Source organism: Hymenobacter terrigena (genome assembly GCF_054776515.1).
On the sequence record NZ_BAAHBU010000006.1, the window covers coordinates 75,264 to 100,262 of the forward strand.

Sequence of the window (24,999 nt, forward strand, 5' to 3'; positions counted from 1 at the left end):
TAGAATTACAAACCGGTCGTGCTTCGACTGCGCTCAGCACGACCGGTTTAAAAGTTATTCGAATATAAAAATGCAGTACCTCGAAGGGCGTAAGTACGTTGTGCAGGGCATCTTTCTGGTGGTGGCGCTCATCTTCCTCATCCGCCTGTTTTTTATGCAGGTGCTGGACGGCACGTACAAGCTGGCCGCTGACAAAAACACCCTGCAGCGCCTGGTGCAGACGCCGTACCGCGGGCTGATTTACGACCGCAAAAACGTGCCGCTGGTGCAGAACACGCCGGTGTACGACCTGATGGTGGTGCCCCGCGAGGTGAAGAACCTCGATACGCTGCGCTTCGCCGAGCTGCTGCAAATACCGCTGGAGGACCTGCGCGCCAGCCTGATAGCAGCCAAAAAGTATTCGCGCGTGAAAGCGTCGCCCATCCTGCAAAACTTAACGACGGCCGATTTGGCCGTTATTCTGGACAAACTGGGCGACTTCCCGGGCTTTCGGACCCAGACGCGCATGGCGCGGGCTTACCGCACGCCCAATCTGGCCCACGCACTGGGCTACGTGGGGGCCATCACCCCGGCTTTTCTCGAAAAACCCAAGTACGCCAAGTACCAGCCCGGCGAAAACGTGGGGATTTCGGGCCTAGAATCTTACTACGAGCAAACGCTGATGGGCCGGCGCGGCGTGCAATACAAGATGGTGAACGTGCGCGGCATCGAGAAAGGCAAGTTCCGGGGCGGGGAATTCGATACGCTTTCCGTAGCCGGGCAGGACCTGCACCTGAGCATTGATGCGGAATTGCAGGCCTACGGCGAGCAATTGTTGGCGGGGCGGCGCGGCTCCATCGTGGCCATCGACCCCAAGACAGGCGAGATTCTGGCCTTCGTGTCGGCCCCGCACTACGACCCCAAACTGCTCACAGGCAAGGGCTCGGGCAACCGCTACATGGCCCTGCTCAACAACCCCGACCGGCCGCTGTTTGACCGGCCGCTGATGGCGACGTACCCGCCCGGCTCAGTTTTCAAGCTGGTGAATGAGCTGGTGGCCTTGCAGTTGGGCGTGGTGCAGCCCAGCACCGGCTTCGAGTGCAACCAGAAGCTGGTGCGCTGCACGCACCGCCACGAGTACCCGGCCAACGTGAGCATTGCCATCAAAAACAGCTGCAATCCTTATTTCTACCAGGTGCTGCGGGCGGTAGTGCAGCGCGGGCAGGCCCCGAATAAGTATGCCGATGCCCACATTGGGCTGGCGCAGTGGCAGAAAATGGTGAAGTCCTTCGGCCTGGGCGAAAAGCTGGGCGTGGACATGAGCCAGGAAAAGCGCGGCCTGATACCGTCGCCGGAGTTTTACGACCACAAGTTTTTCAACAAAAAGGAAAACCGCCAGCACCGCTGGAGCTTCCGCAACGTGTATTCGCTCAGCATCGGGCAGGGTGAAATTGGCATTACCGGCCTGCAAATGGCCAACGTGCTGGCCACCATTGCCAACCGGGGCTGGTACTACACGCCGCATTTCGTGCGCGGCATCGGCAACGGCGGGCCGCTGCCGGAGTTCCAGCAGAAGCACTACACGGCCGTGGATACGGCGCTGTTCAAGTACATCATTCCCGGCATGGAGATGGTGGTGGACGGCAACGGCGGCACCGGCAACCTGGCCTCGCTCTCGCAATACGGCATCACGATGGCCGGCAAAACCGGTACCGTGCAAAACCCCCACGGCTTCGACCACGCCACCTTCGCCGCCTTCGCCCCGGTGCAGGACCCCAAAATTGCTATTGCCGTGTTCATCGAAAACAGTGGTTTCGGGGGCACCAGCGCGGCGCCGGCCGCGGGGTTGATGATTGAGAAATACCTGCGCGGCAAAGTGGCCCCGCACCGCAAGCGCTGGGAGGACTGGGTGATGTACGGCGACTTCACCAAACACCTGCACGGGATGTAAGGCCGCATCAGATGCCATATGACCGTCATGCAGAGCGTAGCGAAGCATCTTTACCGCAATAGTAATTTGATTTACTGCCTCGATAAAGATGCTTCGCTACGCTCTGCATGACGGTCAGCATTTACGATGAGAATGCCAACCTTTCACCCCTTTCCGGGTTGTAGCACCTCCCCAATCAACATTTCAACTCATATGGAATCCCTGCAAGGAAAAGTCGCCCTCGTCACCGGCGCGGGCAAAGGAATTGGCCGTTCAGTGGCCCTGGCCCTGGCTGCCGAAGGCGTGCAAGTGGGCCTGCTGGCCCGCACCGAAAGCGACCTGCTGGAAGTAGCCGCCGAAATCATTGCTGCTGGCGGCACCGTCATTACCGCCGTGGCCGATGTGGCCGACCGTACCGCCGTCAACCTTGCCGTGGCCAAAATCCACGAAGAGCTCGGCCCCATTGATATTCTCATCAACAACGCGGGCATTGGCTCCTTTGCCAAATTTCTGGAGATGGAGCCCGAGCAGTGGGAACACATCATTCAGGTGAACGTGCTGGGCACCTACTACGTGACCCGCGCCGTGCTGCCGGTGATGATTGCGCGCCAGACCGGCGATATTATCAATATTTCGTCGACTTCGGGGCAGCGGGCCGCCGCTGGAAGCAGCGCCTACAGCGCCTCGAAATTTGCTGTGCTGGGCCTCACCGAAGCCCTTATGCAGGAGGTGCGCAAGCACAATATCCGCGTGTCGGCGCTCACGCCCAGCACCGTGGCCACGCCGCTGGCCCTCGAAAATAAGCTCACCGACGGCAACCCCGAGAAGGTGATGCAGCCCGAGGATTTGGCCGAATTCATCGTAGCGCAGCTGAAGCTAAACCGTCGCATTTTCATCAAAGAGGCCGGCATGTGGTCGACAAACCCGTAATTTCGGGCATTGAATTGTTGGCGAAGCGCCCTCGCAGCAATGCTGCGAGGGCGTTTTTCATTGTAATCAAACGCTCCGAACCCTTATGCCAAGCCCCGAAATTCAGTTACAGCTCGCTCAGGAAAAACAACTCGTTGCCGCCACCGCCGCCCGCTGGGTGCGCGATGGTATGGTGGTAGGGCTGGGCACCGGCAGCACGGCCGCGCCATTTATTGAGCTGCTCGGCCAGCGGGTGCGCGAGGAGGGACTACGCATTCAGGCCACGGCCACCTCGCGGGCCAGCGACGAACTGGCGCGTCGCGTGGGCGTTCCGATGTTGGAGCCCCGCCGCGGCCTGCGCTTCGACCTGACCGTGGACGGGGCCGACGAGCTCGACCCACAGTTACAGCTTATCAAAGGCGGGGGAGGAGCTTTGCTACGCGAAAAAGTCATTGCCACGGCCTCGGATTATCTGCTCATCGTTGCCGATTCCTCGAAGGCCGTAACGCAGCTGGGCCGGTTTCCGCTGCCACTGGAAGTGGTGCCTTTCGCCCTGCCCTGGGTGATGGATGCGGTGGAATCTCTTGGCGGCGCGCCTGTGGTGCGGGTAGATAAGCTGAACCCCGACGAGCTGGCCCAGTCCGACCAAGGCAACCTGCTATTGGACTGCCATTTTGAAAAAATTGAAAACCCGGCCGAACTAGCCCGCCAGCTGAAAACCATGCCCGGCATGGTGGAGCACGGCCTGTTTCTGGGCTTGGCGAAGGCCGCTATTATCGTGCAGGGCGGCGAAGTGCAGGTGTTGCGCCCGGGCCAGACGGCGGTGCCGGCCGCTGCGTTTTCGACCCTCCCGTAATGCCTGATTCCGGTCGATTTACGCTTCCGGCGGTGCCGGCCGTGCTACTCTCCATTGTGAGCGTGCAGGGCGGGGCGGCCATTGCCAAAGGCCTGTTTCCGCTGCTGGGCGCAGCGGGCACCACCAGCATGCGCATTGGGCTGTCGGCGCTGATATTGTTGCTGGTGGTTCGCCCGAAACTGGGGCAACTGCGGTCGGCGCAGTGGCGGGCGGTAGTGCCCTACGGCCTGGCGCTGGGCCTGATGAACTTTCTGTTCTACTGTGCGTTGGCGCGTATTCCGCTCGGGCTGGCCGTCACACTGGAGTTTGTGGGGCCACTGGGGCTTGCACTGATAAGTTCGCGCCGCTGGGGCGATGCAGTGTGGGCGCTGCTGGCTGCCGCAGGCATCGCGCTGATTGCGCCGTGGCACGGCCAGGGCGTTGACTTGCTGGGGTTGGCCTTTGCGCTGGCAGCCGGCGGGTGCTGGGCGGTGTACATTGTGCTGGGGCAGCGCACGGCGGCGGTGCTGCCGGGCCAGCAGGCGGTGGCCATCGGGATGTTGTTTGCGGCGTTGCCGGTGTTGCCTTTTGGCGTGGCCAGCGGCAGCTTGCTGGGGCTCACGCCGCATCTGTTGCTGCTGGGCGGGCTGCTGGCGCTATTTTCCAGCGTGCTGCCGTTTTCGCTGGAGATGCAGGCGCTGCGCACCTTGCCCACGCGCACATTCAGCATTCTGATGAGCCTGGAGCCGGTGGCGGCGGCCATCTCCGGCTGGTTGCTGCTGGGCGAGCGGCTGCTCTTTGGCCAATGGCTGGCTGTGGGGTTCATTGTGGTGGCCAGCGTGGGCGCCACGCTCACGGCCCGTCGCGACGGGCCGGCCATGGTGGGCGACTAGCCGTAGCGCGAACTAAAAGTTCGCGCTACGGCTCACTACCGCAACTCCTTTGCCGCTGCCTCATCCATAAACCAGTCTGCTTCGCCCGCAGTCGGGGCGATGAGCTGCGCCGGATATTCCTCGATGTTCCGCTCGCCCAACAGCACTCGCCGCACGGCTGCCGCCTTATCGGCCCCAAAAACCAGAAAAGCCACGGCGCGGGCCTGGTTGATGAGCGGAGCCGTGAGCGTGATGCGGTAGGCATCGACTTCGGCCACGAAAACCGCTTGCACATCGGCCGTAGTGGCATGGAGCACATCTGTGTGCGGGAACAGCGACGCCGTGTGGGAATTATCGCCCAAGCCCAGCAGAACCAAATCAAACTGTGCCGTTTGGGCCCCAAAAAACTTGTTGATGGTTTGGGTGTAGGCCTGCGCCGCCTCGGCGGGCGGCAGCAGGGTATTTACGGCAAAAATTTGGTCGTCGGCAATGTCCAGCGGGGCCAGCAAGGCTGTTTTGGCCATGAGGTAGTTGCTCTGGGCATCGGTGGGCGGCACGTTGCGCTCATCGCCGAAAAAGAAGAACGTCTTGGCCCACGGCACCCGCTCGCGGTAGGCGGGCGAGGCCAGCAGCTCGTACAATTTCTTAGGCGAACTGCCGCCGGACAGGGCCACCGAAAACCGGCCCCGCGCCGCCACGGCTTGCCGGGCCTGCTCCACAAAAAAGTCAGCCAGACGGTGCAAAACCTCGTCCACTGAAGCGAAAACGTGCTGCGGCATGGCTATTTCTTTTTGCCGTTGAGGGGCAGAGTGAACCAGTGGAAGCCGTCGCGGGCAATGAGGGCCTCGGCCACTTCCGGGCCCCAGGAGTCAGCCGAGTAGTTGGGGAAGTTCAGGCTGGCACGGCCCTGCCAGGCGTTGAGTATGGGCATCACCAAATCCCAGGCTTCCTCTACCTGGTCGCCGCGCATGAACAGCGTCTGGTCGCCGAGCATGGTGTCGAGCAGCAGGGTTTCGTAGGCTTCGGGCGCTTCGGCCGCATACGTGCCCTGGTAGTCGAACACCATGTCCACGGTGTTGAGCATCATGTCGAGGCCGGGGCGCTTGGCCTGCACCTGCAGCCGGATGCTCATCTCGGGCTGAATACTGATAACGAGACGGTTCTGCTGCCAGCTCTCGCCCGTTTCGGGCGGGAAGATGACGTGCGGCACGTCCTTGAACTGGATGCTGATGATGGAGGCCGAGCGGTGCAGCCGCTTGCCGGTGCGCACGTAGAACGGCACGCCCTGCCAGCGCCAGTTGTCCACGAAAAACTTCACCGCCGCGAAGGTTTCGGTGTTGGAAGTCGGGTTGCCGTCCTTTTCCTCGCGGTAGCCGGGCACTTCTTTGCCCTCAATCCAGCCCGCGCCGTACTGCCCGCGCACCGCCGATTCGCGCACTTCTTCGGGCGTGAAGCGGCGCATGGCGCGCAGCACGTCCACCTTGCGGTTGCGCACTTCGTCGGCCGTGAAATTCACGGGCGGCTCCATGGCCACCAGGCACAGCAGCTGCAGTAGGTGGTTCTGAATCATGTCGCGCAGCGCGCCGGAGCCGTCGTAGTAGCCGGTGCGCTCGCCCACGCCCAGCTGCTCGGTCACCGAAATCTGGACGTGCTCGATGCTGTTGCGGTTCCAGAGCGGCTCCATGATGGCGTTGGCGAAGCGGAAGGCCATGATGTTTTGCACCGTTTCCTTGCCCAGGTAGTGGTCGATGCGGTAAATCTGGCACTCCTCAAAGTGTTGAGCCAGCAGCTTGTTCAGCGCCCGGGCCGATTCCAAATCGTGCCCAAACGGCTTCTCAATCACGATGCGCACCCGCGTGGGGTCATCCTCCTTGTGGCTCTGGGCAATGCCCGTGGCGATGATGGGGAAGAACTCCGGGGCTACCGCCAGGTAGTAAATCACGTTGGCCGGCGCCTTCCATTCCTTCTCGAAAGCCGCGATGCGCTGGCCGAATTCCTCGTAGGCCGCCGGCGTTTTCACGTCGGAAACCTGATAGAAAATGTGCGGCGCAAACTTCTCCCAGGACTCTTTCTTGGCCTTGCCGCTGCGCGAAAACTGGTTGAGGTCGGCCAGGAGTTTGGTGCGAAACTCTTCGTCGGTGAGCTTGGTGCGGCCCGTGCCGATGATGGCAAACTGCTCGGGCAGCCAGCCGTCAAGAAACAGGTTATACAGCGCCGGCGAGAGCTTGCGGGCGTTCAAATCGCCGGTGCCGCCGAAGATGACGAAGACCGTGGGCTTGATGTTGGTGTGATTATTCATGGTGAGGAGCGGCGGGTGTTAGGCGGGGATGTAAGGCGTGGGAAGAGAAAAGCCTGTCATCCTGAACGGAGCGAAGGACCTTATCACGTTTGCGCGGATTGGATTACTGCCAACTGTTCTTCGTGACAAGGTCCTTCGCTTCGCTCAGGATGACAGACGATAAAGCTCCTAGCTATTCGGCGTCACCGGTTCCTTCACCGGGCCGTGCTCCTCCACCTGCGCGTCCTTCTTGTTGGATGCTTCCTCGTGCTCCGGCGTCCACTGCGTGTGGAATACGCCCTCCTTGCCAATCAGTTCATAAGTATGCGCCCCGAAGTAGTCGCGCTGGGCCTGAATGAGGTTGGAAGGCATGCGCGCCGTGCGGAAGGTATCGAAGTAGCTCAGCGAAGCCATGTAGCCGGGCAGGGCCAGGCCGGCAGTGGCAGCGGCCGCCACCACGGCGCGGCTGCCGGACACGGCTTCGCTCACCAGTTTCTGCACCTGGCCATCGAGCAGCAAGTGAGCCAGGTCGGGCGTCTGCTGATAGGCGTTGAAAATGTCATTCAAAAAGCCCGAGCGGATGATGCAGCCACCGCGCCAGATTTTGGCGATTTCGGCCAGGTTCAGCTCGTAGGAAAAGTCTTTCGATGCCTTCGAGAGCAGCTGCATTCCCTGGGCATAAGTGATGACCATGCTGAAGTAGAATGCCTGTTCCAGCTGTGCCAGGAAGGCCTCGCGCTCTACCGCTAGCGGACCAGCTGCGGGGCCGTACAGCCCGGCCAGCTGCTCCCGCAGGGCCTTGTACTTCGACAAATCGCGCATGGCCACGGCCGTATCTACGGTGGGCAGCGGCGTTTCCAAATCCATGGCTACCTGCGACGTCCATTTGCCGGTGCCCTTCGCCCGGGCCTCGTCTTTGATGTCATCCAGTAGCAAATGGTCGGTATTCGGGGCGATGAAGCCGAAAATATCCTTCGTGATATCCAGCAGGAAGGACTGCAGCCGGCCTTCATTCCATTTGGTAAATACCTGGCCGATGGCCGCATTGTCCATGCCCAGGCCGGTTTTCAGCACCGCGTAGGTTTCGGCAATGAGCTGCATCAGGCCGTACTCGATGCCGTTGTGCACCATTTTCACGAAGTGGCCGGCCGCGCCGGGACCGATGTAGGTCACGCACGGCTGGCCATCGACGTGCGCCGCAATGGCCTCGAACATGGGCTGCATCACCGCATAAGCCTGCTTATCGCCGCCGGGCATCATGCTCGGGCCGAAGCGCGCCCCTTCCTCGCCGCCGCTCACGCCCATGCCGAAAAAGTGGAAGCCGGCCGCTCCCACCGCCTTGGCGCGCCGCTCGGTGTCGGTGAAGTGCGAGTTGCCACCGTCGATGATGATGTCGCCGGGGGACAGCAGGGGCTGGAGCTCGGCAATCACGCTGTCCACGATGGGGCCGGCGGGCACCAGCATCATCACCGCGCGCGGCGTTTGCAGGCCGATGAGGAAGGTGGCGAGGTCGGCAAATCCTGCCACAGGTTTGCCCGCCCCTTCCCTGGCCAGCAGGGCAATTTTCGTCGGGTCCTTGTCGTAGCCGGCCACGGAAAAGCCGTGGTCGGCCAGGTTCAGCAGCAGGTTACGGCCCATGGTACCGAGGCCAATCATGCCAAAAGAAGGCTTGGAAGCGGGAGTTGCGCTCATCAGAAAGAGGGGTTAAGAAGCAGGGGTCAGCTCAGGAAAACGAGTTACGCCAGAAAAAGGCGAAACCGGCGCGAAAGTTTTGGGCAGGACGGTTGCTGGCGTGGGATTGCGCCGCGCTGTCAGCTGAAGAATCATACGGTTGACCTTGCCATTGACTTGTTACAACTGACTAAACGGAATATCCTGAATGGGATATGATTTCCAGTCCTGATAATCAAAATGCCACCACTCGGCGGGCAGCACCGTGAAGCCATTGCGCTCCATCACGCGACGGAGCAGGTCGCGGCGGGACCGTTGCTCAGCGGTGCCTCCGGCGTAAGCGGCGTAGGAGCGGGAACTCATTTCATCGTAGGCCCCGGGCATGGCAACTTCCTGGTTGGCTGCAATATCCCATAAGCTGAGGTCAACGGCGCAGCCCCGGTTATGGCGCGAGCCTTTGCTTGGGTCGGCTACAAACTCCTTTTTGTCGGCCGGCGTGTGGTCCCACATCTGTTTGGTAATGCGCCAGGGCCGGTAGCCGTCGAATACCATCAAGCAGTAGCCCAACGGTTTCAACTCGGCGTTCACCTGCGCCAAGGCCTCGGCGGCCGGACGCTGCAAAAACGCCCGTGCCTGCGGATAGAGCACCCGGCCCATGAAATTGTGGCTGGTGGCGTAGCGGATATCCAGCCGAATGGTTGGGTCAATTTTGGTCAGTTCCACCAGCTCGCCGTGGCGGAATGGGCCGGGTTCGTGCGGTGGCCGGGCCGCGCAGCTGCTGAAGATGCTGAGGGCATAGAACAGCCACAGATGACACAGTACACGATTCATAGCGCGGGCCGACTGACAGACAGAAAGCCAAATAAACAGAAAAAGCAGCCCGTTGGACTGCTTTTTCATTAATTAAGACAAAGTTGATGCTACAAAATGCCGCTCATAAAGCCCGGCACCACGCCCAGCGCAATGCTTAGCAGTGCCAGCACCACCAGCGTCACCGTCTGAATGCCATCCACCGGTACGGGCGTAGCGCCCTCGGGAGCCGGCTGCATGTACATGGCGATAATAGGCCGCAGGTAGTAGTACAGGCCCACCATGCTCATGATAACCGCGAACACCACGAGGCCGATGTAGCCCTGGCCCACGGCCGCCGCCAGCAGGAAAAACTTGCCAAAGAAGCCGCCCGTGAGCGGAATGCCAGCCAGCGAGAGCATCGCCACCGTCATGCTGAATGCCAGCAGCGGGTTGGTCTTGCCCAAGCCGTTGAGGCCGGAATACCGGTCTTCCTGGCGATGCTCGGTTACTAGTTTCAGCACCCCAAAAGCGGCCACCGTGGCGATGGAATAGGCCAGCGAGTAGAAGAAAATACCGCTGGCGGCATCGCCGGTCAGAATGCCCTTGCTGGCCACGAGGCCGATGAGCAGGTAGCCGGCGTGGCTTACGCTGGAGTACGCCAGCATGCGTTTGGTATTGTTCTGGGCGGCTGCGCCCACGTTGCCGAGCAGCAGCGTGAGGGCGCACATGGCCTGAATGGTGGGCATCCAGAAGCCCTGCGCGGCCGGCAGCGCCACTGCCAGCAGCTTAAGAAACGCAGCAAAGCCGGCCGTTTTCACCACCGTGCTCATGAAGGCGGTGAAGAAGGTGGGCGTGCCTTCGTACACGTCGGGCGTCCAGAAATGGAACGGCGCGGCTGATACTTTGAAGCCGATGCCGATAATCATCATGAGAATACCGATGTAGAGCATCGGCTGCAGGCTGGCGTTGGCAGGGTTGGCCACAGCCGCGCCCAACTGCGAGAGGGCGAAGGTGCCGGTGGCACCATAAAGTAGCGCAATGCCGAAGAGCAGGATGCCGGTGGCAAACGCACCCATGAGGAAATATTTCAGGGCGGCTTCGTTCGAGCGGGAGTCGCGCTTGCTACTGCCGGCCAGCACGTACATGCTGATGCTCAGGATTTCAATGCCCACGAAGAGCATCAGCAGGTGGTCGTAGCCAACCATCATGATGGCTCCCACCAGCGAAAACAGCAGCAAGGCGTAGTATTCGGCCAGGTTCGGCTCGCCCGAGGTCACGTAGCTGCGCGAGAAGGGTAGCAGCAGAATGGTGGTGAGCAGCACGATGCCCGTGAAGGCCACCGTGTAGTTGTCCACCACCAGCATGTGGTTGAAGTAGGGCGCGTGCGCCACGTTCCAGTCGGCGAAGTTGGCCCCAAACACGGCCAGCAGCAGCAGCATGGCGCCGGGCAGCAGCACCTTATTCGAGCGCAGAAAGCCCAGGAACAGGTTGAGGATGCCGAAGACGGAGAGGAGAATGATGGAGGTCATAAGTACTAGGGTGTCATTCCGAACGCAGTGAGGAATCTGGAGCAAACCGTTGGCAGTGCCGAACCCAGATTCCTCACTGCGTTCGGAATGACAAAGAGGTTATCGGCCAACCAGCGCCAGAATATTGGTGACGGCCGGCTCCGAGATGTGCAGGAACGTATTCGGGAACAAGCCAATCCAGAACACCAGCGCGATGAGCGGCACCAGCACCAGCATCTCGCCGCCGGTGAGGTCGGTGATGGTTTCGGAGAACGACGAATCGGGGCCGAGCATTACACGCTGGAACATGCGCAGCAGGTACACCGCCGAGAAAATGATGGTCAGACCCGCCACCGCGCCCACCCAGGCGTTGTACTGGTACACGCCGGCCAGCAGCAGGAATTCGCCCACGAAGCCGCCCGTGAGGGGCAGCGCCACCGTGCTCAGCAGCATGATGAGGAAGCAAACCGAGAGGATGGGCGTGCGGCGGGTGAGGCCGCCGAGGTCGGGGATGAAGCGAGTACCGGTGCGGCGCTCAATAGCATCGGCGATGAAGAACATGCCGACTACGTTCACGCCGTGGGCCAGCATCTGGACCACCGCGCCTTGCAGGCCGATTTGGGTGAGCGAGAAAACGCCGGCCGCCATCAGCCCAACGTGGGAGAGGGAGGAGTAGGCAATGAGGCGCTTCACGTCGCGCTGGCGAATGGCGATGATGGCGCCGTAGATAATACCGATGACGGAGAGGATGATAACCGGCTTCTGCCACTGGCTCACGCCGAGCGGCACCACCGGCAGCAGCCAGCGCATGGTGCCGTAGATGCCCATTTTCAGCATGATGCCCGAGAGCAGCATGGTGGCGGGGGCGGGGGCTTCGGTATAGGTGTCGGGCTGCCAGGTGTGGAAGGGGAAGATGGGCATCTTCACGGCGAAGGCCGCGAAAATCAGCCAGAACAACCACGACTGCTCCGAGGCGCTCAGCTTCAGATTATAGAAGGCGGTGAGTTCCGAGGAGTGCTGGGCCAGCGAGCCGGCGGCGGGGCCGGTTTGCAGGTAGAGGTACACGAAGCCGGCCAGCATCAGCAGCGAGCCGACGACGGTGTAGAGGAAAAACTTGAGGGTGATGGCAATGCGGCGCTCGCCGCCCCAGGCGCCGGCCAGCAGGTAAATCGGAATGAGGGCTACTTCCCAGAAGAAGTAAAACAGAAAGGCATCGAGCGAGGTGAACACGCCCAGCAGGCCCGTCTGCATGAACAGCACGAGGGCGTAGAACGTGGACGGGTTGTCGTAGTCGCGCTTGAAAGCACTCAGCAAAATGAGCGGCACCAGAAAAGTGGTGAGCAGCACCATTAGCAGACTCAGGCCATCGAGCCCGATGTGGAAGTTGATGCCGGCCGATGGAATCCAGCTGTAATCGAGGTTGTAGGCGGCCGAACCGTGGGATTTAAAGTCGAACGCGACGTAGGCGGCGATGACAAATTCGAGGAGCGAGGCCCCGAAAGCGAGGGCACGGGCGGCGGCTCCCTTAACGACTAGCAGCAGCAGAGCGGCGGCCAAAGGGAGAAAAAGCAGTACAGCAGTCAGCATCAGCAGGCGGGTTGGGCGCGTTGCAGGATGGGGGAACCCACCCGCAAATTGACCGCAAACTTACGCACGGACTAGGAAGGCACCACCGTTTTTGTGCAACTTCTACTGTCGGGCCATTTTGCGGCTCATCAGCACGCGCCCGCTGGCATCGAGCCACTGCGCCGTGTAGAGCCCCGGCGCCAGCGCCACAACCGAAACCACCGTCTCGGTGCCGGTGGTGGACTGGCGCAGCACTTCGCGGCCCAAGGCATCGAGCAGGCGCATGGTGGCGGCGCTACCGGTGGGCTGGCGCAGGGTAAGGGTTTCGGTGGCAGGATTGGGGAAGGCCAAGAAACCAGCGGCATCGGCGACAGCAGCCGTGGCGGTGGGCCGGCAGGCTACGGCCGCCATGATTTTCGTCCACAGCTCGGTGTCGAAGGACGAGGCGGCGAGGCGGGTGGCCCCGGCGGTATTGCCCTGGCGCACCACCACGAGGCCCAGGCTGGGCACCACGTAAATCTTCTGGTCGTTTTTGCCAAGGGCGGCGATAAGGTCGGCGGGGGCGGAGGGGATGAGCGGGCCGGGCAGCGTGACTTGGGAGCCGGGCAGCTTGTAGCTGCTTTGACCGTTGAGCCACCAGAGGTAGCCGTAGCTGCGGTTCAGGGTTTGGCTGGGGGTGGTCATGTGGCGGAAATAGGCTGTATCGGTCAGGATTGGGGTGCCACTCCAAGAACCTCGGGCGAGAATGAACAAGCCGAAGCGAGCCATGCTCCGGGCCTTGCTGTAGAACACGTCGTTGGCCCACAGGCCCGTCATGCCAATGCGCGTGCCCAGGCGCTGGCTGGTGTAGGTGGTCATGCTGGCGGTGCCGCTGGCTTGCGTCAATACATCTTGCAAAGTGCGGTAGGCGCCGGTGTGGTAGGCCCAGCGGGTGGCGGGCGTGGTGAGGTAGAGCAGGCAGCCGGGCGTGGTGCTTTCGTTGTCGCAGGGCGCGGGCGGGCTGTCGTCGAGCCCGGTGGTCATGGTGAGCTGGTGCAGCAGCTGAATCTGGCGCTGCTGCGGGCGGGTGGCGCTGGTCCAGCGGCCAAGGTATTTCGAAGTGCTGTCGGTCAGGCTCAGGAGGCCATCCTGCCGGGCCAAGCCCACGAGCGTAGCCGTGAGCGACTTGCCCGCCGAGGCCCAGTACCAGGCCGAATCGGCGGTATAGGTGCCGTAATAATGCTCCACCACCAGGCGGCCGTCCTTCAGAATTAGGAGCGACTTGCTGCTTTTACGGCCGGCAAAGGCAATGAGCGAATCGAGCTGCGGCTGGCACCAGCCCAGACTGGCCGGTGTGATGGTGGCCCAGGTGCTGCCCGTGATGGGCGGGAAATAGAGATTGGATGTCTGAGCTTTGACGCGGCTTGGCAGCACCAGAGTAATTAAAACCCCGAGCAGAAATAAACTTTTTTTCATCAGGCCAAAGGTCTTGATACTTGAATATGTAACTAGACCTAGCGCCACGGTTCCGGTTTAATTCGGCCTAAACAGGACCCTGGCCTACATTCACCATTTTCCACATCCCCACATGAACATTCCCAAGCTGCGGGTGGCCCGGCCCACCGATAACCTGCCCGCCCTACGGCGCTTTTACTGCGACGGCCTGGGCCTGCAGCAAATAGCCTCTTTCACGGCCCATGATGGTTTTGATGGCCTAATGCTGGGCCACCCGCAGGCGGCGTACCATCTGGAGTTTACGCACCAGCCCGGCCACGCCGTCGGCCGCGCGCCCACGGCCGACAACCTGCTCGTTTTCTACCTGCCCGATGCGGACGAGTGGCAGGCCGCTGTGCAGCGCATGGTCGCCGCGGGCTTCGTGCCGGTGCCAGCTTATAACCCTTATTGGGATGAGCACGGCCGCACCTTTGAAGACCCCGATGGCTACCGCGTGGTGCTGCAACAAGCTGCCTGGACGCTGTAGGAACAGAAATTTTTGCTGAAAAATTGGAGAAATGCCTCCGGGTGTTATTTTTGTGTAAGTGCTTACATAAAATAGCTATGGATTTCCTACAACAGCTCGGACCAGTGGCAATGGGCAGCCGTCTACGACGGTTGAGTGAATATTTTACCAGTGAAGCGGCCACTATTTATGCCGACTACGGGCTACCATTTCAGCCTCGTTGGTATCCTGTGTTTTATTTGGTGGCGCATCGGCCCGGCATTTCCAGCAATGAAATCGCCGACCAGATTGGACATACCCACGCCTCCGTTAGCCAAATTGTGAAGGAATTGGTGCGCCACGGGCTGCTGGCCATGACCACCGACCCCCAAGACCAGCGCCGCCGGCTGATGACGCTCACCCCGCTGGCCCAGGAAATTCTGCCCCAATTGCGCGCCCAAACCGACGACGTGCGCCGCAGCATGCAAACCCTGCTGGCCGAAGCCGATGTAGACCTGTGGCAGGCACTGGACAGAGTCGAGCTGCAACTCCAGCAGCAAAGCCTGCATAGCCGGGTGGCGGCGGCCCGGGCGCAGCGCGAAGCGTCTCCCGTCACCCTGCGCGATTTCCGGCCCGGCGACCAGCCCGTTTTCCGGCAGCTGAATGAGGAGTGGATTTCGCATTACTTCACCCTTGAGCCCGCCGATTTGAAGGCCCTCGACCATCCCGAGGACTACATTCTGGCGCCGGGCGGCTGCATACTGCTGGCCGAGGTGGACGGGCAGGTAGTGGGTACCTGCGCCCTGATTAAGATGCCCGAAGGCAATAGCTACGAGCTGGCCAAAATGGCCGTGTCGCCCGCGGCGCAGGGGCGGCAGATTGGCTATTTGTTGGGCCAGGCGGCTGTGCAGCGGGCGCGTGACCTGGGCGGCCGCCGCGTGTACCTGGAAAGCAACTCGAAGCTGGCTCCGGCGCTGGCGCTGTATCGCAGGCTTGGGTTTCAGGATTTGGCCGAGCCCAACCCCTCGCCCTATGCGCGGGCCGATGTGCAGATGGAATTATTGTTGGACTGATGCCCAGTTCATTGCCCCCAAAAGCGCTTGTTGTTTCGCGCCTCGCGCCCACGCCCAGCGGCTTTCTGCACCTCGGCAACGCCGTGAACTTCGTGCTCACCTGGCTGCTCACGCGGCAAGCTGGCGGCGTGCTGCACCTAAGAATCGACGACCTGGACCGGGCCCGCCTGCGACCGGCCTATCTGGATAATATTTTCCGCGTCATCGACTGGCTGGGCATTGATTATGACCATGGCCCCAGCGGCCCCGATGATTTCCTGCGGCACCACTCGCAGCTGTTGCACTTGCCCGAGTACAACCGCGTGCTGCGCCGGCTGGTACTGGTACCGGGCCTGGTGCAGGCCAGCCAGCGCACCCGCACCGGCGGTACGGATGCGCTGGTGCCGCTCGAAACGCCTGGCGCGGCGTGGCGGGCGCACGTTCCACCCGCTACAACAAGTGCTTTTTTCGATGCCTGGCAGGGCGAAACGAGTGTGCCACTTGGCGCATTGATGCCGGACTTCGTGATTCGCAAAAAAGACGGCGTGGCAGCCTACCAGGTGGCTTCGGTGGTAGACGATTTACGGCTCGGTACCAACCTGATTGTGCGTGGGCTGGACTTGCTGCCTAGCACGGCCGCGCAGCTTTGGCTGGCCAGCCAGCTTTCGGAAACAGGCGCTTTTAATGCGGCACGGGTCCGGTTCGGCCATCACTCGCTACTCACAGATGCGGCTGGCCAAAAGCTCTCCAAATCGCAGCAGCTGCCGGTCGATGCCGGTATTCTGGCCCAAAAGCAGGGAAAGCAAGCCGTGTTTCAGGCGGTAGCAGAACTGCTGGAGCTGCCCATCGATTCGGCCGAAACGCTGCAATCCCTTCAACTAGCCTTCAACTCGACGAACCTCTTTTCCGTCGGTTAAACCCGTGTGCGAAAACGCTACCGCACTTCTTTCTTGAACTGCTCGGCCCAGTGGTCGGCCAGGCGCGTGGGTTCCGGTAGCTTGTAGCCGCGCAGGCAGGCCAGCGTGAGGCGCGTGGCCGTGGCCTGGTCGCAGCGGTGGCCGGGGCTCACGAACAGCGGCAGCACCTTGTCTTTGCTGCGGATGACTTCGCCGATGAGCTCGCCGGATTTGGCATCGAGCAGCGGCTCAATGCTGCCGCGCTCCAGGCCGGGCTCGGTGAAAATACCCGTCAGCTTCTGCTTGGCTACGCCGAAAGTGGGCATGTCGAGCAGCACGCCCAGGTGCGCGGCTATGCCCATGCGGCGCGGGTGCGCAATGCCGTGGCCATCGACCATGATGACATCGGGCTTGTTTTCGAGCTTGGCAAAGGCGTGAATAACGTTTGGCGCTTCGCGGAAGGAGAGGAAACCGGGCACGTAGGGCATGTCCACGGGGCCGTAGTTATACACTTTTTCGACCAGCTCCAGCGAAGGAAATCTCAGCACCACGAACACCGACAAAATCGTGTCGGGCGTGGGGAATGAGGAATCGCAGCCGGCAATCAGGCGCGGCTCGTGGGCCAGGGGCTCGGCGCGCACGCGCTGGCGCATTTCGTGTTGCTGCTCGGTGAGGCTTTTGACGAGGGCGGGGTCGGGTGGGGGGCCAGGGCGGCGGTAATAAGCCATTTAGGGGAGGACAAAAATCAATGTAAAATGCACGGAATAGCTCAACCGTAGCATCCTACGGCTTTGCTGGGCGTATGAGGGCCATACGTTTCTTCGTCGGCCATGTCTAATTCCCCTTCCGAACAACCTGCTTCCACCGGTTCCGGTCCGCTGCTGGAGCGCCGCTATTTTATTGATGTGCAGCGCGCCCGAAAATCGCCTCCCCAGCTCATGGCCGAGGTGCAGGCCGACGTGCCCCGCTTCTCGCCCGATGCGCTGGCCAATTTCAAGAAGAAAGAAGGCGACGACAGTGCGCTAAAAGTTGGCGACGAGTTCAGCATCACCATCCTTGGGCCGTGGGACGGCTGCGTGCGCGTCACCGAGGTCAGCGCCACTGCCTTCGAGTTTATCACCCTCGAAGGCCATCCCGAGGCCGGCCGCATCCGCTTCGAAACACATTATCTGGACGAATCACCGGACGTACTGCGGTTCGAAATCCGCTCCTCGGCCCGCTCGCGCGACGGGCTGGTGGCCTTTGCCTACGACACCATCGGCGGCGGCAAGCTGTTGCAGGAAGCCACCTGGGTCGAGTTTTGCCGGCGCGTAGCAGCGGCCAGCGGCGGCCAGGCCCTGGCCGATGTAGTAGTCGAAACCTTTCGGCACGATGAGTCCGGCCACGTTCAGCACACCCGCCATGAGTAAGCAAATTGCTGCCGTGCCTGCCTCGGCCAAACCGCCCGTCTGGGAGCAGTACCGCGCTCAAATCCAGGCCTACACCGACGCGAAAGTCAACTACGATTTCTCGCGTCAGAACGAGTACACCAGCGCCACCGGCTGGCGCCTCGACGACTACGAAACCGACCTGCCCGCCGAAGCCCCCGGCCCGCCCGAAGCGGCTGGTTCCTTCGCCGCCGCGCAGGACGTGCTACGCCGCTACGCCTTCCCGCCGCCCGACCTCATCACCGGTTATTTCGACCCCAGTGCCCCGCTCGAAAAGCGCATCATGGTACTGCGGGCGCACTTTCTGGTCTTCAATTTCTACTTCGGTGTGCGCGTGAGCGAGGTGACCGACGAGGCCGCCCGCTCCACGCCCGGCGGGCCGGAGCGCGTGTGGGGCTACGGCTACCGCACCCTCGAAGGCCACTTTGAGAAGGGCCAGATTGACTTTACCATTCACAAAAACCTGACCACCGGCGCGGTGCAGTTTCGCATTCATGCGGTGTCGCAGCCCGGCCAGATTCGCAACCCGTTCTACTGGGTGGGTTTCAAGCTGTTTGGGCGGATACTTCAGCGCAAATTTGCCCGCGAATCATTGCGCCGCATGAAAGAGCTGGTAGGTAAAACGCTGGCCGGACAGCCGCTGCCGCAAACCTTACCCGCAATGGCGGGTTAGAACAAAGAATAGACAGTGTCATGCCGAGCGCAGCGAAGCATCTTGCCCGCCATCAGTAACCCTTTTGCACGGGTTTACTCCTGCGGTAAAGATGCTTCGCTGCGCTCGGCATTACGGGCTGGTTTTTCATTCAACCCTCAACATTCAAAACTCAACCATTCCCAAGATGCTTCCAACGAAAGCCTACGCCGCACCCGCCGTTAACATTCCTTTAGAGCCCTTCAATTTCGAGCGCCGCGAAGTTGGGCCGCACGATGTACTCATTGATATCCAGTTCTGTGGCGTATGCCACTCCGACCTGCACCAGGTGCGCGATGAGTGGGGCGGCTCCATCTTCCCGATGGTGCCGGGCCATGAAATCGTGGGCCGTATTACGAAAGTGGGCGACCACGTGAAAAACTTCAAAGTGGGCGACCTGGCTGGCGTGGGCTGCATGGTGGACTCCTGCCGCACTTGCTCCAGCTGTGAAGACGGCCTGGAGCAGTACTGCGAAACCACCGGCATGGTAGGCACCTACAACAGCCGCGAAATTGGCAGCGGCGCTCCTACCTACGGCGGCTATTCCAGCCAGATTGTGGTGGATGAAAAGTACACCCTCAAGGTGTCGGAGAAGCTGGACCTGGCCCGCGTGGCTCCGCTGCTGTGCGCCGGCATCACCACCTACTCGCCCTTGCGCCAGTGGAAAGTGGGCCCCGGCCACCGCGTGGGCGTGATGGGCCTCGGCGGCCTGGGCCACATGGCCGTGAAACTCGCCGCCGCCATGGGTGCCGAAGTAACCGTGCTCAGCACCTCGCCCAACAAGGAGGCCGATGCCAAAGAGCTGGGCGCCCATAAGTTCGTGGTGACCAAAGACAAGGACCAATTGAAGTCGGTGGGCAACTACTTCGACTTCATTATCAATACCGTATCGGCCCAGCTCGACCTGGCCACCTACGTGAACCTGCTGCGCCGCGACGGCACCATGATTCTGCTGGGCGTGCCCACCGAAGCGCCGCACATCCACGCCTTCAACCTCATTGGCAAGCGCCGCCGCATCGCCGGTTCGCTCATCGGCGGCATTGCCGAGACGCAGGAAATGCTGGACTTCTGCGCCGAGCACAACATCATGTCCGACATCGAAGTCATTGACATCAAAGACATCAACGAATCGTACGAGCGTATGCTGAAAGGCGATGTGAAGTACCGCTTCGTGATTGATTTGGCTACGCTGAAGAACTAGCGCCAACCCAATCGGCTAAACGCAAAAAGCCGGCTTCCCGCGTGGGAGGCCGGCTTTTGTATTTGATTAACCGCCGTTATTCGACCACCACCCGCTGCCAACTTTGGCCAGCTGTGGTGGCGACGCCCAGCAGGTACACGCCCGGGGCCAGGCCGCCCAGCGGCACCGTGCCATTGGCCTGTGCCAACGTCCAGCGGCGTACCGTGCTGCCCTGCAAATCGGTCAGTAGCACGGGGCCGGTGGCCGGGGCGGGCAGGCGCAGGTTGAGCTGCCCGTGGGCCGGGTTGGGGAAGGCTTCAGCCAGCGGCACCGCCGTGGCTCCGCGCGTGGCCAGAGCCGTATTCACGAGGCGGGCCAACCCATAGCGCGGCTGCCCGGCTACACTGGTGAAGTCGCCGCTGAGCAGAATCGCATTGGTGACGGGCTGCAAATAGATGATGGGGAACGCTGGGGCGTGAGTGGCACTCACCACCGATACCGGCTGGAAGCTGCTATCCAGTCCGCCGTTGGTGAGCAGGCGGGTGATGTTAACGTTTTGCGAGTTGGTGCCTGGGGCCACAATGAGCAGGCGGCCATCGGGCTGCTCGGTGGTGCCGTGGGAGGCGCGGGCCGCCACAAAGCTGGCATCGGGCGCGCCGCTGGGCAGCAGGCGCACCAGGCCGTAGGGAGCCGCTTGCCCATTGAAGCTGGTGAAGTTGCCGTTAACCAGGAGTTTGTTTCCAGCCACGGGGAGGATGCCGAAGAGTGAATTTGGTCCGCCGCCCGTGCCAATGGAAAAGGTGTTGTCAATATTTCCATCGGAATTAAGACGGGCCACGTAGCTGCGGGTGGCGTCGTTCCAGAGTACGAGCGTTTGGCTGTTGGCCAGGCCCACAGCGTAGCGGAAGCCGGCCGTGTTGCCCACCCCCACGGTCGGCACCTGCCACACGGCATTGGTGGGCGGGGCAAACTGGGTATCAAGCGTGCCATCGGCCAGCAGGCGCGCCACGAATACGCGGGGCTGGCCATTTACCTTGACAAAGTCACCGGTCATCAGCAAGCCGCCGCTTGGATGGGGCACAATGCTGGTAGCGCCCGAAAACCCAATTGGAGAGCTTGACTTGATTACCGTGGCTGCGAAGGTCGCATCGAACGTGCCATTGGCCAGGATGCGGCGCACCACGGCGGTGCTGTCGCTGTTCTGGTACGTGGCGTAGAACGTGCCATCGGGCTGCGGGAAGACGTTGCGGGAATAGTCGCCGCTGTAGGGGCGAGGTGTGGCCGCGGGCAGCGTAACCGGCCCGTTGTAAGTGCCGTTGGCATTCACCCGATGAAATACGGGGTAGTCGTTATTGGTTATGGTTTGCCCGTTAAAACGGGTGAAGGCGTAGTTCAACAGCACTTGGCCATTGGTAAGGGGCGTGAGGTAGCCGCCCGGGATGTAGCCCAATGGCTGGCTGTAGGTGGCATCGTACCGGCCCGCCGTGGTGAGACGCGCCAGGCCGCTTTCGCCCTGGCCGTCGAACTGGTCAAAGTAGCCGCCAATCAGGTATTGGCCATTGTTCAGCTCGGCCACCGCCAGCAGCGTCCCAAAGCCGCCGGTGGTGGCGGCGAAGGTGGCATCGAGCGTGCCGTTGCTGGAAACCCGCGCCAGCCCACTGCGAGCCACCCCGCCATAGTCGCCAAAGCCGCCCGCAACCAGAATGCTGCCGTTGGTCCGGACGTGCAAGTCAAGTATCACACCGCCGTTTTGCGGGCCGCCCTGGAAGGTGGCATCTGCAGTCCCGTTGGGCATCAACCGCCGCAAAAGCTGGGCGGTGCCGCTGCTGGCGAGTTGCGCGCCACCTACCACCAGCTTGCCGTCGGCCTGTATGTCCAGCCCCAACACAATGCCGTTGGCATCGAGCGGCGATGTGAACGTGTTGTCCAGGCTGCCATCGGCGTTGAGGCGGGCGATGGCCGACCGCGACTGGCCGTTGAAGCTGGTAAAGCTGCCGGCGGCCACAATTTTTCCGTCGGGCTGCACGAGCAGCTTTATCACCACTTGGTCGCCGTAGGTGCCCGCGAACCCGGTGCCCGTGTTGAAGGAAGTATCGAGTGCGCCACTGGGCAGCAGGCGAATCAGGCCGTGGGTGGGCTGCCCGTTGAAGGAGGCATACAGGCTGCCACCCACCAGAATTTTGCCGTCGGGCTGCACGGCCAAGCTGCGAATGTAGCCCTGCCACCCCGCGCCACCCGAGCTGAACGAAGTATCGAGGCTGCCGTCGGCGTTGAGACGGACCAGGCCCTGCACCGGCACGCCGTTATAAAAGGAAAGCCCGTGCTCGCTTCCCAGCAAAATCTTGCCATCGGGCTGCACGGCCAGCGCGCTAATGAGCTGGTCGGGGCCGCTGCCGGCTTGGGTCCGGAAAGCCAGGTCCGGGCTGCCGTCGGCGTTGAGGCGGGCTACCTGGCTGGTGGGTTCTCCGTTGATGGTTTGAAACTGGCCGCTGATGATGACCTTGCCATCCGACTGCTTCACTATCGTCTGCACACTGCCACCGGCACTGGTGATGAAGCTGGGCGCAAAGCCAGGGTCGAGCTGCTGCGCGGCGGCAAGCCAAGGGCTACAGCTCAACAAAGCGGCCATCAGAAACGAATAGAAAAGACGCATATAATTGAGTGAAAGGAAGGGAATTAAGCTGAATTCGATTCGGGTAAAATTACGACCGGCTTACTGTTTCGTGAACACGTACGGGTCCTGCTCCAGCCCGTCATTCACGCGGATTTCCAGCGCCTTCACCTGCCCATTCTCCACGGTAAAAGGGGCCGGGAAAATCCCGTAGGTGGCGTTGGAAAAGGTGCTGCGGAACACGTCGCCATCCATATAATCCAGGGTGGTGGTGAGGGCCGGGTGGTGCGAGAAGCGCACGAGCAGCTGCTTGCCCTTAGGCTCCACCGTGATGGTGCCGTAGACGGGATGTTGGTAGGTTCCGGCGTAGTCCTTGAGGTTGCGGGTAGGCTTGTTCTTTTTGGCCACGCGGGCGGCCAGCTCGGCCACAGCTTTGGCCGTTTCAGCGTTGCCTTTGCTGGCCGAGGCGTAGAGCTGGCGGCTGCGGTCCACGTAGGGCACGCCCAGGTAGGCGTCGAGCAGCTGGTAGCGCAGGGCCTCGAAGAAGCTCTGGTTGTCCTGATTGGTGAGCACGGCGAGGCCCAGGCTTTCCTCGGGCACGAAGCACACGTTGGTCACGAAGCCGTTGGCCCCGCCGGTGTGCCAGAATATCTGGCGGGCGTTGTAATCGGCCGAGAACACGCCCAGGCCGTAGGTGCGGAAATGGCTGGGGAAGATTGGCGACTTGCCGGTGCTCACCAGCGTGTTGCCCTCGCGGGTGCGGCGCAGCGTGGCCCATGGCAGAATGCCCTGGCCGTTGTACCTGCCGCTGTCGAGCTGGAAGCGCAGCCAGTGGCTGAGGTCATTGACGTTGGAAACCATGCTGGCGGCTGGCCCGAAGTTGTCCACCTCGTCAAACGGCACCCGCGTGAGCGGCCCGAAAGCCGTGGTGTAGGGCTGCGCCACATTGGCCCGTTGGCCAGCCCCGGCTGAGAGGGGATAGGTGTTCGTCATGCCCAGCGGGGTGAGCAGGCGCTGCTGCACAAAATCCTGCCAGGTGGTGCCGCCCGTGGCGACGGGGATGATTTCGCCGGCCGTGAGGAAGCCGTAGTTGCTGTAGCCGTACTGCTGCCGAAACAGGCCCGTCGGTTTCAGGTAGCGTACTTTTTGCATAATTTCAGCCCGGCTCAGGTTGGAATCCCAGAAGGTGAAATCGCCCTGGAAGGTCTTGGTGCCCAAGTGGTGGCCCAGCACGTCGCGGATGGTGACCAGCCGCGTGCTGGTGGAGTCGTAGAGGCGAAAATCGGGCAGGTACTGGCGCACCGGGTCGTCGAGCTTCAGCTTTTTCTCCTCTACCAATTGCGAGATGGCGGTGCCGGTGAAGAGCTTGGAATTGGAGGCGATGAGGAAAAGCGTGTTGCCGTCCACCGGCTCGGGCTTGCCCACGGTCTTCACTCCAAAGCCCTGCGATACCACCACCTGCCCGTCCTTCACCACCGTTACGGCCAGGCCGGGGATGTTCCAGAGCCTGAGGCCGCGCTGCACGTAGCTGGTCAGGCTGTCGCGCACGAAGGCATTGCCGGTGGCAGCGCTGGGGCGGGGGCTGGCCGTTTGGGCGTGGGCGGGGAAGGAGAAGGCGGCCGCAGCCAGCGCCGCCAGGAAAAGAGTTGGACGCATTAGGATTGAGGGCAAAGACAAAAAAGAGTCGGCTGAAACACCCCACAGGGATTTCAGCCGACTCAAATCTAAGCAGGCTGCGAGGGCTAGGCCACCACCCGCATGGCCGATACGGGCGGCCAGGGGGTGTGGGTAACCTGCACTTCGGGCCAAAGAGCCTTGAGGCCGAGGTAATGCAGAAAAATGCGGGCCGTGGTGATGACGTCCTTTTCGCAATAGGTAACGATGCGCTTGAGGTCTTTCTCGGTCCAGTAGGTGTGGCCTACGTGGGAGCCGTCGATGTCGTCTTTGGGCGAAGGAATGCCGAAGACCCCGGCCAGCAGTGCCAGGGAAATGGTGCCTTTGAAATCGCCAAACTTCCACAGCTCCATCGTGTCGAGCAGGTGCGGCAGGTCCCAGGCCTTGTAGCCGGCCACGTCGAGCATTGGCGGAATAGACTGGCCACAAATCAACATGCGGCGGCCGATGTAGCCGTAATCAAACTCGCGGCCATTGTGGGCGCACAGGTAATGGCCGATGCGCTTGGGGTCTTCGTGCTCGCGGACGTTGGTGGCGGTGGGCAGCTTGGTGCCGTAGGGTTTGGCTTCGCCCAGAGCCCGGGCGAAGCCGCGCAGCACCTCGCACTCGTCATCGCTGGCGTACGATTTTACCTTGAATTCCAGCGTGTCATCGGCCAGGCGGTAGAACTTTCCCACTGAGATGCACACGATTTTGCCAAACTCGGCGTAGAGGCCGCCGTTGGCGAACAGCGCTTCATGGGTCTGGCCTTCGGCCAACTCACGGGCATGGCGCTTCTCGCAAAACTTCTGCCAGAGCGACTGGTGCGCCTTTGGCAACTCGGCGTGGCTGGCGTGGCCGGGCACGGTTTCAATGTCGACGAAGAAGACGCGGGTGAGGTCGACGTGGCGCAGGATATTCATGGCAGAGGCAGCAAAAGCAGTAAGAGCCGCTGAAGATACGGCGGACAGGGGAGTGGGAGCAGGCGAGCCGCCCACCGTCTCAAAGCTACGCTCCCGGCCACGCTGGGTGCAAGAGTGAAGAAAATCAGCCGTCATCGTTCCACCAACTGCCCCCGCTGTAGGGGCAGGGCTTTTCCCCGCTCACCCGTCCCGACTCCGGTATTGGCACGTCCCAACTTAGGATATGGGACGCGGCGGCCCCTGCGCCCCGGACCTTTGAGCCCAATCACGGCCCGTTCTCCTGGTCCCGCGCCGGGCACGGCACTTCC

General features: G+C 61.7%; 21 protein-coding genes. 10 read left to right on the forward strand and 11 right to left on the reverse strand.

Going from position 1 to position 24,999, the window contains the following annotated elements:
- Nucleotides 1-70 precede the first annotated feature (70 nt).
- The 4 genes from mrdA (at nt 71) to ACYU7Q_RS21345 (ending at nt 4,546) form a co-directional block, all read left to right on the forward strand.
- The gene (gene mrdA / locus ACYU7Q_RS21330) at nt 71-1,930 is read left to right on the forward strand and encodes a penicillin-binding protein 2 (protein ID WP_460611482.1); all 1,860 of its coding nucleotides are present in this window, start codon (nt 71-73) and stop codon (nt 1,928-1,930) included.
- 192 nt (nt 1,931-2,122) lie between these two features.
- A complete protein-coding gene (locus ACYU7Q_RS21335; RefSeq protein WP_460611483.1) occupies nt 2,123-2,839 on the forward strand; it encodes an SDR family oxidoreductase in 717 nt (238 codons plus the stop codon).
- 85 nt (nt 2,840-2,924) lie between these two features.
- On the forward strand, nt 2,925-3,674 hold the full coding sequence (rpiA, locus tag ACYU7Q_RS21340; protein ID WP_460611484.1) for a ribose-5-phosphate isomerase A: 750 nt from the start codon (nt 2,925-2,927) through the stop codon (nt 3,672-3,674).
- Entirely contained in the window at nt 3,674-4,546 is an 873-nt protein-coding gene (locus ACYU7Q_RS21345) for an EamA family transporter (RefSeq protein ID WP_460611485.1), read from the forward strand. Before rpiA ends, ACYU7Q_RS21345 begins: the two co-directional genes overlap by 1 nt.
- Before the next feature lie 35 nt (nt 4,547-4,581).
- On the opposite strand, the gene pgl is transcribed toward ACYU7Q_RS21345, so the two are convergent.
- The 7 genes from pgl to ACYU7Q_RS21380 all read right to left on the reverse strand — a co-directional run bounded on the left by pgl (nt 4,582) and on the right by ACYU7Q_RS21380 (nt 13,795).
- Nucleotides 4,582-5,304, reverse strand: coding sequence for a 6-phosphogluconolactonase (gene pgl, locus ACYU7Q_RS21350; RefSeq protein WP_460611486.1), 723 nt, complete (start codon nt 5,302-5,304; stop codon nt 4,582-4,584).
- Nucleotides 5,305-5,306: 2 nt separating this feature from the next.
- Nucleotides 5,307-6,824 carry a glucose-6-phosphate dehydrogenase gene (gene zwf / locus ACYU7Q_RS21355; RefSeq protein WP_460611487.1) on the reverse strand — a complete coding sequence of 506 codons (1,518 nt, stop codon included), beginning with the start codon at nt 6,822-6,824 and terminating at the stop codon, nt 5,307-5,309.
- A gap of 168 nt (nt 6,825-6,992) precedes the next feature.
- Nucleotides 6,993-8,495, reverse strand: coding sequence for an NADP(+)-dependent, decarboxylating phosphogluconate dehydrogenase (gene gndA / locus ACYU7Q_RS21360; protein WP_460611488.1), 1,503 nt, complete (start codon nt 8,493-8,495; stop codon nt 6,993-6,995).
- A gap of 159 nt (nt 8,496-8,654) precedes the next feature.
- Complete coding sequence (locus tag ACYU7Q_RS21365; protein WP_460611489.1) at nt 8,655-9,305, reverse strand: M15 family metallopeptidase; 651 nt, start codon at nt 9,303-9,305, stop codon at nt 8,655-8,657.
- 89 nt (nt 9,306-9,394) lie between these two features.
- Entirely contained in the window at nt 9,395-10,795 is a 1,401-nt protein-coding gene (locus ACYU7Q_RS21370; RefSeq protein ID WP_460611490.1) for an NADH-quinone oxidoreductase subunit N, read from the reverse strand.
- Nucleotides 10,796-10,894: 99 nt separating this feature from the next.
- On the reverse strand, nt 10,895-12,361 hold the full coding sequence (locus ACYU7Q_RS21375; RefSeq protein ID WP_460611491.1) for a complex I subunit 4 family protein: 1,467 nt from the start codon (nt 12,359-12,361) through the stop codon (nt 10,895-10,897).
- Between the two features lie 102 nt (nt 12,362-12,463).
- Complete coding sequence (locus ACYU7Q_RS21380) at nt 12,464-13,795, reverse strand: serine hydrolase (RefSeq protein WP_460611492.1); 1,332 nt, start codon at nt 13,793-13,795, stop codon at nt 12,464-12,466.
- A 112-nt stretch (nt 13,796-13,907) separates the two neighbouring features.
- Here ACYU7Q_RS21380 and ACYU7Q_RS21385 point away from each other — a divergent pair, with 112 nt between their 5' ends.
- The 3 genes from ACYU7Q_RS21385 to ACYU7Q_RS21395 all read left to right on the forward strand — a co-directional run bounded on the left by ACYU7Q_RS21385 (nt 13,908) and on the right by ACYU7Q_RS21395 (nt 16,227).
- Nucleotides 13,908-14,300 (forward strand): VOC family protein, encoded by a 393-nt coding sequence (locus ACYU7Q_RS21385; protein WP_460611493.1) that lies wholly within the window; start codon nt 13,908-13,910, stop codon nt 14,298-14,300.
- A gap of 110 nt (nt 14,301-14,410) precedes the next feature.
- Entirely contained in the window at nt 14,411-15,331 is a 921-nt protein-coding gene (locus ACYU7Q_RS21390) for a bifunctional helix-turn-helix transcriptional regulator/GNAT family N-acetyltransferase (protein ID WP_460611528.1), read from the forward strand.
- A gap of 11 nt (nt 15,332-15,342) precedes the next feature.
- Complete coding sequence (locus tag ACYU7Q_RS21395; protein WP_460611494.1) at nt 15,343-16,227, forward strand: glutamate--tRNA ligase family protein; 885 nt, start codon at nt 15,343-15,345, stop codon at nt 16,225-16,227.
- A 17-nt stretch (nt 16,228-16,244) separates the two neighbouring features.
- Here ACYU7Q_RS21395 and nfi read toward each other — a convergent pair whose 3' ends face one another.
- Nucleotides 16,245-16,934 (reverse strand): endonuclease V, encoded by a 690-nt coding sequence (gene nfi / locus ACYU7Q_RS21400; RefSeq protein WP_460611495.1) that lies wholly within the window; start codon nt 16,932-16,934, stop codon nt 16,245-16,247.
- Between the two features lie 102 nt (nt 16,935-17,036).
- Here nfi and ACYU7Q_RS21405 point away from each other — a divergent pair, with 102 nt between their 5' ends.
- The 3 genes from ACYU7Q_RS21405 to ACYU7Q_RS21415 all read left to right on the forward strand — a co-directional run bounded on the left by ACYU7Q_RS21405 (nt 17,037) and on the right by ACYU7Q_RS21415 (nt 19,525).
- Complete coding sequence (locus ACYU7Q_RS21405) at nt 17,037-17,615, forward strand: DUF1990 domain-containing protein (RefSeq protein WP_460611496.1); 579 nt, start codon at nt 17,037-17,039, stop codon at nt 17,613-17,615.
- Nucleotides 17,608-18,306 (forward strand): DUF1990 domain-containing protein, encoded by a 699-nt coding sequence (locus ACYU7Q_RS21410; RefSeq protein WP_460611497.1) that lies wholly within the window; start codon nt 17,608-17,610, stop codon nt 18,304-18,306. Before ACYU7Q_RS21405 ends, ACYU7Q_RS21410 begins: the two co-directional genes overlap by 8 nt.
- A gap of 166 nt (nt 18,307-18,472) precedes the next feature.
- Entirely contained in the window at nt 18,473-19,525 is a 1,053-nt protein-coding gene (locus tag ACYU7Q_RS21415; protein WP_460611498.1) for an NAD(P)-dependent alcohol dehydrogenase, read from the forward strand.
- A 76-nt stretch (nt 19,526-19,601) separates the two neighbouring features.
- On the opposite strand, the gene ACYU7Q_RS21420 is transcribed toward ACYU7Q_RS21415, so the two are convergent.
- The 3 genes from ACYU7Q_RS21420 to ACYU7Q_RS21430 form a co-directional block, all read right to left on the reverse strand.
- Nucleotides 19,602-22,157: a T9SS type A sorting domain-containing protein gene (locus ACYU7Q_RS21420; RefSeq protein WP_460611499.1), complete on the reverse strand. Its 2,556-nt coding sequence runs from the start codon at nt 22,155-22,157 to the stop codon at nt 19,602-19,604.
- Between the two features lie 60 nt (nt 22,158-22,217).
- Nucleotides 22,218-23,771 (reverse strand): serine hydrolase, encoded by a 1,554-nt coding sequence (locus ACYU7Q_RS21425; protein ID WP_460611500.1) that lies wholly within the window; start codon nt 23,769-23,771, stop codon nt 22,218-22,220.
- 86 nt (nt 23,772-23,857) lie between these two features.
- Entirely contained in the window at nt 23,858-24,691 is an 834-nt protein-coding gene (locus ACYU7Q_RS21430; RefSeq protein ID WP_460611501.1) for a 3'-5' exonuclease family protein, read from the reverse strand.
- Nucleotides 24,692-24,999: the final 308 nt, after the last annotated feature.